The sequence below is a fragment of the Clostridium homopropionicum DSM 5847 genome (assembly GCF_001263795.1).
Lineage (GTDB): Bacteria > Bacillota > Clostridia > Clostridiales > Clostridiaceae > Clostridium_H > Clostridium_H homopropionicum.
Genome location: NZ_LHUR01000018.1, coordinates 47,711 through 61,118 on the forward strand (window position 1 = coordinate 47,711; position 13,408 = coordinate 61,118).

The 13,408-nt window shown below is 30.3% G+C and carries 11 protein-coding genes; all 11 read left to right on the forward strand.

Annotated features, from left to right (window positions below; genetic code table 11):
* The first annotated feature begins 12 nt into the window (after positions 1-12).
* Positions 13-3,075 carry a penicillin-binding transpeptidase domain-containing protein gene (locus CLHOM_RS06740; protein WP_052220941.1) on the forward strand — a complete coding sequence of 1,021 codons (3,063 nt, stop codon included), beginning with the start codon at positions 13-15 and terminating at the stop codon, positions 3,073-3,075.
* Between the two features lie 105 nt (positions 3,076-3,180).
* Entirely contained in the window at positions 3,181-3,813 is a 633-nt protein-coding gene (gene minC / locus CLHOM_RS06745) for a septum site-determining protein MinC (RefSeq protein ID WP_052220942.1), read from the forward strand.
* Between the two features lie 13 nt (positions 3,814-3,826).
* Entirely contained in the window at positions 3,827-4,624 is a 798-nt protein-coding gene (gene minD, locus CLHOM_RS06750; protein ID WP_052220943.1) for a septum site-determining protein MinD, read from the forward strand.
* Positions 4,625-4,635: 11 nt separating this feature from the next.
* The gene (minE, locus tag CLHOM_RS06755; RefSeq protein ID WP_052220944.1) at positions 4,636-4,902 is read left to right on the forward strand and encodes a cell division topological specificity factor MinE; all 267 of its coding nucleotides are present in this window, start codon (positions 4,636-4,638) and stop codon (positions 4,900-4,902) included.
* Positions 4,903-5,137: 235 nt separating this feature from the next.
* On the forward strand, positions 5,138-6,256 hold the full coding sequence (rodA, locus tag CLHOM_RS06760; RefSeq protein ID WP_052220945.1) for a rod shape-determining protein RodA: 1,119 nt from the start codon (positions 5,138-5,140) through the stop codon (positions 6,254-6,256).
* 133 nt (positions 6,257-6,389) lie between these two features.
* Entirely contained in the window at positions 6,390-7,178 is a 789-nt protein-coding gene (locus tag CLHOM_RS06765) for a CsxC family protein (RefSeq protein WP_139205659.1), read from the forward strand.
* Between the two features lie 129 nt (positions 7,179-7,307).
* Positions 7,308-8,129 carry a DUF7852 domain-containing protein gene (locus CLHOM_RS06770; protein ID WP_052220947.1) on the forward strand — a complete coding sequence of 274 codons (822 nt, stop codon included), beginning with the start codon at positions 7,308-7,310 and terminating at the stop codon, positions 8,127-8,129.
* A gap of 95 nt (positions 8,130-8,224) precedes the next feature.
* Positions 8,225-8,635, forward strand: coding sequence for a DUF4912 domain-containing protein (locus CLHOM_RS06775; RefSeq protein WP_052220948.1), 411 nt, complete (start codon positions 8,225-8,227; stop codon positions 8,633-8,635).
* 15 nt (positions 8,636-8,650) lie between these two features.
* The gene (locus CLHOM_RS06780; RefSeq protein ID WP_052220949.1) at positions 8,651-10,246 is read left to right on the forward strand and encodes a glycoside hydrolase family 57 protein; all 1,596 of its coding nucleotides are present in this window, start codon (positions 8,651-8,653) and stop codon (positions 10,244-10,246) included.
* Between the two features lie 328 nt (positions 10,247-10,574).
* Positions 10,575-11,570, forward strand: a complete 996-nt coding sequence (gene ilvC / locus CLHOM_RS06785; RefSeq protein ID WP_052220950.1) for a ketol-acid reductoisomerase — start codon at positions 10,575-10,577, stop codon at positions 11,568-11,570.
* A 262-nt stretch (positions 11,571-11,832) separates the two neighbouring features.
* Positions 11,833-13,401, forward strand: coding sequence for a citramalate synthase (gene cimA, locus CLHOM_RS06790; RefSeq protein WP_052220951.1), 1,569 nt, complete (start codon positions 11,833-11,835; stop codon positions 13,399-13,401).
* The last annotated feature ends 7 nt before the right edge of the window (positions 13,402-13,408 follow it).

The following is a 13,408-nucleotide window of genomic DNA, read 5'->3' on the forward strand; positions in this document are numbered from 1 at the left end:
GGTGATTTTTAAATGGCTAAAAATAAGTTAAGTTTTAAAAAAAAGAAAAAAGAAAAAAAATTTAATAGATATACTGGTTTGTTTATGGCAGTTATTTTTTGCTTTTCGTTAATAGTATCCAAGCTTATTTACCTTCAAATTGTAAAGGCTGATGAATACAGAGAAGCAACTAGCCAGAAATCTATTAGGAATATTCCTATTTCACCTCCAAGGGGAAATATAATAGATTCTAAAGGGAATATTCTTGCAGAAAGCGTACAAGGATATACATTGACTTTCACTGAAACAGATGAAAGCAAAGAGAATTTTTTTAAGACCATGGAAACAGTTTTTAAGTTATTGGACGAAAATAAAGAATTTCAAAAGGATGACTTAGAGTTAAAGATAAATCCATTTAGATTTGAATTCGGAAGTGATAACGAAAATACAAGAAGATGGATGGAAATTAGATTTAAAAAGGACCGTGGAATGGATAGCCTGGTAAAAAAAGAACTTTTTCCAGATAAGAAAGATGAAGAGTTAAGTGACGAAGATAAAGCAAAAATTGACGAAGAACTATTAAAAAAGACACCAGAAGAAACCTTCAATTATCTATTAGATTTTTACAAGATTAACGCTGAAGAAGAAAAGCTTGCATATACTGATCTATATAATAAGATAAAGAAGGATCAAAATGCTAATCCAAAATTTCAAGATTACCTAAAAAAATATAAAATTGAAGTAGAGGATGAAAAAAAGCAATTTGCCCAAGTATATAGTAAAATGCCTAAGGAAGAATTTAAAGGGCTTGTTAAAAAATATAATATAAGCACTAGTAGATATTCATTAGAACAAAAAAGAAGGTTCATATTAGTTAAAGATTCAATTAAACTTCAAAGCTATTATGGGTTTAAACCGGTAGTAATTGCTACTAATATTTCTAAAAATACGGCATTTATTTTTATGCAATACTATGAACAATTGCCAGGAATTGAAGTGTCAGTTGATCCAATAAGAGTGTACCCTAATGGAGATTTAGGTTCATCTTTTTTAGGTTATCTATCTAAAATTAATTCATGGCAGCAGGAACAATATGAAGAAAAAGGATATGATACAAGCACTGACTATATAGGTGCAGCAGGAATAGAAAGTGCATTTGAAAGTACTCTTAGAGGTTCAAAAGGAACTAAAATAGTTCAAATTAATAAGTATGGAAGAATCATGAGAGAACTTGGAATAAAAGAACCATACCCAGGAAAAACAGTTCAATTAACAGTTGATAGTAACATTCAATATACAGCTGAAAAAGCTCTTGATCAAGTAATGGCTAATTTACAAGCTCAAGGAAGAGTTGCAGACGTTGATACTTCAAATGCAACCAGGGGAGCTGTTGTGGTTCTTGATGTAAAAACCGGGAAAATACTTGCTTTAGTTAGTAAACCAGGATATGATCCAAATGACTTTGCAGTTCCTGGTAAATTAACTGCTGATCTTCAAAAGAAATACTTCAATCCTGATTTGCAGGAATTTGGAAAACAGTATGCTACTGATTTAATCAAAAACAATTATGTTGCAAGAGAAGCCTATAAGGACAAATCTCTTCAAGATATAATAGATAGATTATTTCCACTAGATAAAAGTATAAAAAACAATACCACTATTAGACAGGATTATTATGATATATATCCTAAGCCGCTTTATAATTATGCTACAAAAAGTCTTATTCCTCCTGGTTCAACTTTTAAACCTGTAGTTGGTCTTGCTGGACTTGAGGAGGGAGTAATAGGTCCAAACGAAACTATTTATGATGGGCTTATATTTACGAAACATGGATATAAAGGAAAAGACTGGAACACATACAGCTTTGGTAATATTACTGTTGCCGACGCTATAGAAAGATCTGTTAACTACTTCTTCTTTGAGGTAGGAGATAGACTTTACCAGACTAAGAAATACAACAATGGCTATGATGTTATAGCAAATTACGCTTGGAAATTTGGACTTGGTGTTCCACAAGGAGTTAAAGCCTCCACTGGAATAGAAATTCCAGAAAAGTTTGGTCAAGTGTATAATTTAGAGTCAGGAAGAAAGATATTTTCAAATCTATATATGAGCACATTAATAAGTTTACTTTCTAGAGGAACAGATACAAGAACTCAAAATTATAAGAGCCATTATATTGGAATAAATATAAATACAAGTGAAAGTGATAATGAAGAAGTTGCCAAGTTAAAAGATCAGTTAAGAGCTAGGATATTAGAAGAGATGCAATTTAAAAATAAAGGAACTTCTGATATTAAAGACATGTTACAGAAGCTTGCTGATAAGGATACTGTATTAAAGCAAAACTATCAAAATGCATACAGCGACTATAGTAGTCAATATACTGGAGATATGAATAAAAGATTAAATCTAGAAAGCTTTATTCAAACACAAGTTGAAAAAGCATGGCTTGCCATTATATATTCTATTGACGATGCTAATTACAACATAAATAATCAAAATAACGTTTATGACGCATCTATTGGTCAAGGTACAAATCAATTTACTCCACTTCAGTTAGCAAACTATATTGCTACTTTAGTAAATGGAGGAAATAGATATAAGGTTCATTTAGTTGATAAGATTTTAGATCAAGAGGGAAATGTAGTTAAGGAATACAAACCAGAAGTAATTGAAAAGATCAATTTTAACGAAGCAAACATTAAAGCAGTTAAAGACGGTATGAAAGATGTTACCAATGCAGAAGACGGTACAGCTAAGTTTGCTTTTGAGGGTTTTCCTATACCTAATGGAGGTAAAACAGGTTCTGCTACTTACAGCAGTAATCAAGATGAATATGGTAGAACTTCTTATGGACTTTTCGTAGGTTTTGCACCTTTTGATAATCCTGAAATAGCTGTATGTGCTGTAGTATTTGACGGTGGACATGGTGGATCTGTAGCACCTGTAGCAAGAGCTGTTTATGAAGAGTATTTTAAAGATACTCTAAAAAAGGATTATCCAGGATATGTACCTATGTACAATTATAAAATAGACACTAGTAAGCAACAAGAAAAGACTGAATCTAATACAGAAGTACAAGTTACCCAATAAAACCAGATATTACTATCTGGTTTTTTGAAATTTATTTTGTTTTTTAGGAGGAATTAGCAATAAAATGTTGAAATATAAGTGATGAGGCTTTATTGGAGGTTTTGTATGTTAGTAGATGGAATAATTATAAAAGGCAATAGAGAAGGTTTAGTTGCAATAATAGATATGAATAAATTTAGAGATTTTGAAGATATGCTAGAAAAACTCATAGAAAAGCTTAATGTGGGTAAGAAGTTCTATAAAGGAGCTACAATAAAAATCTCTACTCAACTAAAGGAATTTAATGAAAAGCAGATAATAATACTAAAGGATAAATTATTTGATGAGTTTTTAATAAAGGGTTGTATTTTTGAAGAAAAAGATGAAGTAAGTAACAAAGTATTTCAAGGAATTTATGAAGGCCGCACTAAATTCTATAGAAAAACCTTAAGAAGCGGCCAAATAATAAGGTATCCAGGCAATGTGGTTATTATTGGTGATGTAAATCCAGGTGCAGAAGTATATGCTGGCGGAAACGTTATTGTACTTGGAAATTTGCAAGGAAATGTATATGCAGGTAATTCAGGAAATACTAAAGCTATAATATCTGCTTTTAGACTTTACCCTCAAATACTTCAAATTGCAAATATAATTACTAGATCACCAGAAAATGATGAAAAACCATATTATCCAGAAGTTGCAAAAATCAAAGATGATACGATAATTGTGGAACCTTATATACCTAATAAATTTGTATAATGGAGGAAGAAAGATGAGTGAAGCTATAGTTATTACATCAGGTAAAGGTGGAGTTGGGAAAACTACTACAACTGCTAATATTGGTACAGCCCTTGCTTCTCTTGGTAAAAAAGTTGTTGTAGTGGATGGTGATACAGGACTTAGAAATTTAGATGTTTTAATGGGACTTGAAAATAGAATAGTATTTACTCTACTTGACGTAATAGAAGAAAGATGTAGAGTAAAACAAGCACTAATTAAAGATAAAAGATTTCCTAATTTATATTTACTTCCAACAGCTCAAACAAGAGATAAAGACGAGGTAAGTCCTGAACAAATGTTAAATTTAGTAAATGAGTTGAAAGAAGAGTTTGATTACATACTAATAGATTGTCCAGCTGGTATTGAGCAAGGCTTTGAAAATGCTATCATTGGTGCAGATAGAGCACTAATAGTTGTAAATCCAGAAGTGACTTCAGTCAGAGATGCGGATAGGGTTATTGGAAAATTAGACGCTAAAGGACTTGATAACCATCAACTTATAATAAATAGATTAAATCAAGATATGGTTAAAAGAGGAGATATGTTAGACATTAATGATATTTTGGATAGTCTAGCAGTAAAATTAATTGGTATTGTACCTGCAGACGAAGAAATTACTGTAGCTACTAATAAAGGTGAGCCAGTTGTTTTAAATAACAAAGCTATATCTGGACAAGCGTTTAATAACATTGCTAAAAGAATATTAGGAGAAGAAGTTCCTTTTATGACATTGCCAAGCAGCCAAACAGGATTTTTCTCTTCATTGAAGAAAATATTTGGGATTAAATAGGAGGGTATAAGATGGATTTATTTAAGTTTTTTACGGGAAAGCCCTCTTCTAAAGAAGTGGCTAAGGATAGACTTAAGTTAATCCTTATCCATGATAGAGCAAACGTTTCTCCAGAACTGCTAGAAATGATGAAAACAGATATTCTAGAAGTTATTTCTAAGTATGTTATTATTGATGATGGGGATGTAGATGTAAGATTTACAAAAACTGATGAAAGTGAAGGCAGTGCTCCTGCTTTAGTAGCTAGTATACCTATAAAAAAAATGAGAGCAAGATAAGCAGGCATCCCAAATTTATAATTTGGTGATGCTCGGTTAAGCTCGGTTAAGCAGAGAACACAAATTTACAATTTGTAGTGAATCGCTTACTCTTTGAGAACTCCTCTGACTGAAAGGAAGAGGAGTTTCATATATGAAGACATATGAAATAAAGAAAGCTATGTATAATTAATAAGTTGTACATAGCTTTTTGTGTTTTATATGTTATAATTTTATTTGTATTGGAGGGATACTTGTGCTTGACAAATTTAAAATTGATAAAAAATTATTAAGACAGCTAGATTATAGTATAATAATTATTTGTGTAATTATAGTATTATTTAGCTGTATAAATGTATATAGTGCTACCTTTAGGAGTTTAGGTATTTATTATGCAAAACTACAATTTACTTGGCTTATTTTAGGCCTGGTTGTAATTTATATTATTTTATTGATAGATTATTCAATGATTGGAAACTTTGCAAGTATAATATATTGGGCAGGCATCATTTTATTAGCATTAAATGATTTTGTATTAGGAAGCACTCATAAAGGGGCAACCGGGTGGATTGGGATAGGTTCAAGAGCTATTCAGCCTTCTGAATTTGCAAAGCTAGGAATGATTATTATGCTTGCTAGATTACTAGATGATATGGAAGGAAAGGTTAATGAACCAAAAAACTTTTTCAAACTTGCATTTTACAGTATACTTCCTATGGTATTGATTGTAATACAACCTGATATGGGTATGACAATGGTAACATTTTTTATAGCCTTAGGCATATTTTATGTTGCCGGTCTAAATATGAGAGTTATTCTTGGTGGTCTTGCAGGTATTTTTGCTTTAATAGTTGTAATTTGGAATTCACCTCTTATGAAAACCTATTGGAAAGGTAGATTACTATCCTTTATTAGTCCAGAGGCTCATGGACAAGGACTTTCTTTTCAGCTAAATCAGTCTTTAATGGGAATAGGCTCAGGTAAGATATTAGGAGAAGGATTTACAAAGGGACTACAGATTGCAGGGAATAATGTTCCCGAAGCTCATACAGATTTTATTTTCTCAGTTGTAGGTGAAGAATGGGGATTGATTGGTGCTTTAGTATTATTGTTTTTATATGGATTATTATTATATAAATTTATTAAAATAGCTAAAAATTCTAAGGATCTTTTTGGTTCTATAGTTGTAGTTGGAGTAATATCTACTTTCTTATTTTCAATATTTCAAAATATAGGCATGACTATTGGATTAATGCCTATTACGGGGATTACATTGCCTTTAATGAGTTATGGGGGTAGTTCGATATTAACTAGCTTTATGGCAATTGGATTAGTGCTAAATGTTGGTATGAGAAGAAAAAAGATAAATTTTTAAGTATATTAAAAATCTTTGATGAAAAAAAACATCAAGGATTTTCTTTTTTTTTGGGACGGATGTACAAGCTTTGCATAGTATATATTAGACATGAAAAATTATGTCTTCACGAAAAATTAAGGGGGATATTTTTATGGAGTATTGTAATTCTAAAAAAGAAGACTGTGGCAAAGTAGAATCAACAACATTACCTCTTTGTCCAGGCGTTAATATAACACCAACTGGCATATGTGGACCAGTAGTTGCAAAAATTCCAGTAGTATTAGCTCAAAGGGAAGTACAAGTTGATGTAGAGTCAAAAATTTATTTAAAAAAACCTTTATTTGAAATAAAAAGAGTTAAAAAAGATGTATTTTTGACACAATGTAAACTAATTCCAAGGGCAGGAATTATTGAAGGTGGAGTGCTAAGAACTGGTAAGTTATTTATTAGTGGATATGTTAGAAAGAATATAGAATATGCAACATCTGAATGTAAAGAAGACAAGATAGTTAAAGGGGAAATAAATCATATTACAGCAAAGATACCTTTTACTTGTGTTACTGAAGTAACTTATGTTGTTCCTCCAGTAATAAATTTAAGGGGCTTCTCAAGGGAAATAGATTTATTATGCACTAAACAAGGGGACTGCAAAGTATGTGAAGAAGAATTTATGGGAAGAAGCTTATGTGAAACAGAATTTGAAGAAACAGTGTACTACAATGAAAAGCCATACTGCGAATTAATATCAGCAAGAATATTTGAAGCAGATATTCAAAGATGTGAAGAAGAAAACTGGCATAAAGAAGATTGCTTAATGGAAAAAGAAGCTAATTATGAAGCTAAAGATAAGAAAAAAGAAATTACTACTAAATTAACTGAAAAAATGGTTGTTTTCATTACAGTGAAAGTACTACAAGTTCAACAAGTTAATATTTGCTAATTAATAAATTAAGACCTATAGCATTTTAGCTATAGGTCTTAATTTATTAATAATAGTTTCTATTTCTCTATTTTAGAATATATTATTAGTATATAAGATTTTATTAGCAAGAATAAAGAGGTGTTACTTGTGAGAAAATGCTCAGTAAATTATGAAAATCAAGAACAGGCTTTAAAAGCTATTTTATTAATAAAAATAATATATGAATTATATAATTACTACAGAAATTATACTGTATTTTCAACTATTGAACAAAAGAAAATGAATAATAATAAAAATTGCTCAATCAATAAAGAAATAAAAGATAATAATTCACATGTTGAAGAAACATTTTTTGACAAAGTAACTCCAAAGATAACAGTTCAGGAGGATTCTAATGAAAATACAATAATAGTTAATATTCCAGTAGTAATTGCAGAAAAAAGGATTAGTATCCCTATAGAAGAAGCAATCGATTTTAATGAAAATATTACTGAAATATTAAGAACCAAAAGTGATGTTTGTATAACTGATAGTAAATTCATTCCAATAGATATAGCAAAGAAAAGTACAAATAAGATAGAAGGGGAATTACTATTGGAGGGTAAATTGATAAGTACCCTTGAGTATAATAGTTTTGAAGATTTAAATAATAATGCATATAAGGGATATATAAAAACTTTAAAATTATTTTTCCCATTTAAATTTAATACAATTATACACTGCTACTGTCCAGAAAAGAGATTTTCAAATGATAAATATAACAAAAATATAAGCTGTTATATTAATGAAGCAAATATTTTTACTACAGATAATATATTAGATATGGATTCTAATAGTTCTAATAGCAATTGTAATATATTTAAAAAGATCAATAGAAAGAATATAATTAACTTACTTATAACAGTTACTCAAATTTATCCTATAGTAGTAAGCAATAATTTTACATCTAAGAAACCTTCTTCAATGTAATAGGAAGACGGTTTTTTAGTTAATTAATTTAAAATTAATGACATGAATTACAAATTAAGGTATAATTGTCATATCATAATTTGGAGGGGATCAATTTGTATGATGATGGAAATTCATCTGTAAGTCTATTAGTTCAAGGTTCGTATACAATTTATTGCTATTTCAATATTTCTTCAAAGGACGTATATAAAATTAAAGAATTGTACGGAGAAGAAAGCTGGAAAAAATCAAAATCAATGATAATTGTATATGAATTCACTAATGAAAAAGAAATTAAAATCTATGAAGAGCATATAGATCCTTTTGCAGACAATTGGTTTATAACATTGAACAGATGCAATATTCAAGTACTAGTTAAGCTGTGCAGAAAATTTGAGAATGGTACTATATTACCCATAGCAACCTCAAATAAAGTTACAACTTTGACTAACAAAGAGTCAAGTAATAATAAAGTAAAATTTATTAAGGTTTGTGAATTTGTTCAAGACAAAATATATTCATATTAGAAAAGAGGGAGAAAGGTGAAAAAAGGGGATGTTTCCATAGTACTACATAGCCATATGCCATTTATAAGGCATCCAGAAGTAATTGATTCTATTGAGGAAAGATGGCTATTTGAGGCAATGACAGAATGCTATTTACCTTTAATTCAGGTATATGACTCTTTAATTAAGGATAAGATAAATTTTAAGATTACAATGTCAATAACTCCAACGTTAATGAGTATGCTTCAGGATAATTATCTTAATAAAAGATTTAGTGAATATATTCACAATGCTTTAGAGCTATCTGAAAAAGAAATAAAAAAAAACAAAGAGAACAAGGACTTATATAATTTGTCATGCTTTTATAATGAAAGATTTAAAGAATTAATTAATATTTATAATAATTATGATAAAAACATAATTAATGCTTTTAAAAAGTTTGTAAAGATAGGAGTATTGGAAGTCATAACCTCATCTGCAACTCATGCATTTCTACCATTACTTGATTTAAATCGAGAAGCAATAAAGGCTCAAATATCAATAGGAGTAAAATCCTATATAAAAACTATGGGACAATCGCCAAAGGGAATTTGGCTTCCTGAGTGTGCTTATTCAAAAAATATTGATGAAATACTAAAAGAATTCGGGATAAAATTTTTTATTTCTGAAGATAAAGCAATAATAAATGCAAATCCTAGACCGTTATACGGAACATATAAGCCTATTGCAACAACAAATGGTATATGTGCTTTTGGAAGAGATATGGATTCATCAAAACAGGTATGGAGTAGTGTAATTGGATATCCAGGAGATTATTCCTATAGAGAATTTTATAGAGATTTAGGATATGATGCTCCTATAGAATATATTAAGCCATACATAAACAAGGGGGGCATTAGAATTGACACTGGTATTAAATATTATAAAATAACTGGTAAGACTGAGAGAAAAGAATATTACAATAGAGAAGAAGCTATGAGTAAAGTTAAACTCCATGCAAGACATTTTGCAGAAGAAAGATGCAAGCAAATTGAAAAAGTAAATATAGATATTAAAGATAAACCTATCATAGTAGCTCCGTATGATACTGAACTTTATGGACATTGGTGGTTTGAAGGACCAGATTTTATAGATGAGTTTATAAGAGTTTCTTCAGAGAATTGGATAAATTATGAGCTAACTACTCCATGGAAATATTTACTTCAAAGCAAATATGTTCAAAATTGCGAACCAGCAGCTTCAAGTTGGGGAGAAAATAGTGATTACTCTGTATGGCTTAACAAATCAAATCACTGGATTTATAGGGATTTGCATAAAGCTGAAAGGAATATGATTAAGCTTGCAAATACATATCAAAATCCAACAGAGATTGAGAGAAGGATCTTAAACCAGATAGCTAGAGAACTGCTGCTAGCAGAGGCATCTGATTGGCCATTTATTATAAAGAATGGCACTTCAGTAGAGTACGCAGTAAACAGAGTGAATTTACATTTAGAAAGATTTAATAGGTTGTATGATATGATTACAAAAGATTCAATAGATGAAAGTTATTTAGAAAAAATAGAGCAAATAGATAATATATTTTCAGATTTAGATTATAGAGTATATTTAAGTTATAATAAAACACATTAAAAAGATAGAAAGTTTATATATTCAGAGTGAAACTGAATAATTATTAGAAAATGAGAATGAATATTCAACTTCAAAAAAAAATGAATTTTAAAATTCATTTTTTCTAATTATTTCAAATATATTGACAATCATAGGGTTCACTGTTAAAATAGATAAAACCTTAATATATGTCAATAGAGTGATGTTAAGGGATTCTTAAAATTAAGGGCACACATTTTTACACCTTGCCTAAAGCTAGGTGATTGTTTTTTTTAGTTTAATTATTTTGTTAAAAAATATAAAATTATATTATATATAAAAATTATAAATTTTTAAGGGGGCAATTTTAATGGCAAAGTTATACTATGACAAGGATGCAAATTTGGAATTATTATCTGGTAAAAAGGTAGCAGTTATCGGCTATGGAAGTCAGGGGCATGCTCACGCTTTAAATCTAAGAGATAGCGGAGTAGATGTTTGTGTTGGACTTTACAAAGGAAGTAAATCTTGGATGATAGCTGAAAATGCAGGACTTCAAGTATTAGAAGTTGCTGATGCTGTAAAAGAATCAGACCTTATTATGATTTTAATTCCGGATGAAAAGCAAGCAAATTTATATAAGGAAAGTATAGCACCATATCTCACTCAAGGTAAATCACTTTTATTTGCTCATGGATTCAACATTCATTTTGGTCAAATAGTTCCTCCATCAAATGTTGATGTATTTATGGTAGCTCCAAAGGGACCAGGACACACTGTTAGAAGTCAATATCAAGAAGGAAAAGGAGTTCCATGTCTTATAGCTATTTATCAAGATCATACTGGAAAAGCTAAGGATTTAGCCCTAGCTTATGCAAAAGGAATTGGTGGAGCTAGAGCAGGAGTACTTGAAACTACATTTAAAGAAGAAACTGAAACTGACTTATTTGGAGAGCAAGCAGTTCTTTGTGGTGGAGTTACTGAACTAATAAAAGCAGGATTTGAAACATTAGTAGCAGCTGGTTATCAACCAGAAAGTGCATACTTTGAATGTCTTCATGAAATGAAGTTAATTGTTGACTTAATAAATCAAGGTGGACTTGAATATATGAGATATTCAATCAGTGATACTGCTGAATATGGCGATTATTCAGTTGGAAAGAGAATAATTACTGATGAAACAAGAAAAGAAATGAAGAAAGTACTTACTGAAATTCAAGATGGTACATTTGCTAGAAACTGGATACTTGAAAATCAATCTAACAGACCTAGCTTTAATGCAATAAGAAGAATTGAAAAAGAACATCAAATAGAGAAAGTTGGAAAAGAATTAAGAAAAATGATGTCATGGACAGATAGAAAGTAGTTTTATTAGCTGAAATATAATTAAAAATGCAACCTGAGAAAGTTCTAGAACTGTCAGGAGAGGCTGTGGCTTATGCCAAGTCTCTTTGTGCTCAGGTTGGAATTTAATTTATAGTAAAACTTAATTTATAAGAATATAAGTTGAATTAATGATTTGAATAGTGAAGAAATATAGTTTTAATTAGAAATTTTGCACTTATATATATAGTAAATATTAAATAATAAGAATAAGGGGCTGGGATTAAATTGGGGATTCAAAATTAATGAACAAAGTTTACATTTTTGATACAACACTTAGGGATGGTGCGCAGGCACAAGGAATTTCTTTTACAGTAGAAGATAAGTTAAAGATATTAAAAAAATTAGATGAATTCGGAATCGATTATGTAGAAGCAGGTAATCCAGGGTCAAATCCAAAGGATCTTGAGTTTTTTGCAAGGGCCCAAGATTTAAAATTAGGTCATACAAAATTAACGGCTTTTGGTAACACCAGAAGACCAAGTATGGAAGTTGAAGATGATCCGACAGTTATGGCATTAGCAAATGCTGGAACTGATTCTGTAGCTATATTCGGTAAGTCTTGGGATTTCCATGTTACAGATGTTATAAAAACAACCCTGGAAGAAAATATTAATATGATATATGATACACTCTCATATATGAAAAAACTAGGGAAAGAAGTAATATTCGATGCAGAACATTTCTTTGATGGATATAAGAACAATTCAGAATATGCAATAGAGACCTTGAAAACAGCAGAGGCTGCAGGGGCAGATTGGATAGTTCTCTGTGATACAAATGGAGGACTAATGCCTTGGGAAGCTGCAGATATTATTGATAAAATAAGTAAAGTCATTAAAACACCATTAGGAATACACTGCCATAATGATGCAGGTATGGCTGTAGCAAATACAATAGTTGCTGTAAAACAAGGTGTATTACAGGTGCAGGGAACTATAAATGGTTATGGTGAAAGATGTGGTAACACTAATTTATGCACAGTAATACCGAATCTAGAATTGAAAATGGAAAAAACAACTGTTGGAAAAGAAAGATTAGTTGAAATAACAGAGCTTTCACGATATATTAACGAAATTACAAACATAATGCCAAATGATAGGGACCCTTATGTTGGAGCTAGTGCATTCACTCATAAAGGAGGAATGCACATAGATGGTGTTCAGAAAAATCCAAAATCCTTTGAACACGTATCTCCTGAAGATGTAGGTAATACTAGAAATTTCGCTATGTCTGAAGTAGCAGGTAGAAGTACTATACTTAAGAAAATTCAAAAGGTAGCTCCATGGGTTACAAAAGATTCAGAAGAAACAAAAGACTTAATGGATAAAATTAAGGAATTAGAGCATCAAGGATATGTTTTTGAAGGAGCAGAAGTTTCCTTTGAACTAATGGTAATGAAAACTCTAGGTAACTTTAAACCAATGTTTCAGGTTAAGGATTTTAAGGCTATCTGTGATGATAATTGGGGAGAAGATAACAGTGCTTCTTCAATTGTCAAGGTTCAAGTTGATGGAGTTGAGGAAATTACTGCTGCAGAAGGAAATGGACCTGTAAATGCACTTGATAAAGCTCTTAGAAAAGCATTAGAAGTTTTTTATCCTCATATAAGAAAAATGAGACTTGTTGATTATAAAGTTAGAGTATTAAATACTAATACAGCAACTAAATCAAAGGTTAGAGTTCATATTGAGTCTACAGACGGTAAAGATGTATGGGGAACTGTAGGAGTATCAACAAATATTATTGAAGCAAGCTGGGTTGCTTTAATTGATTCAATAGAATACTTTTTATACAGTCATAAGTCAGAATGATTTGTAA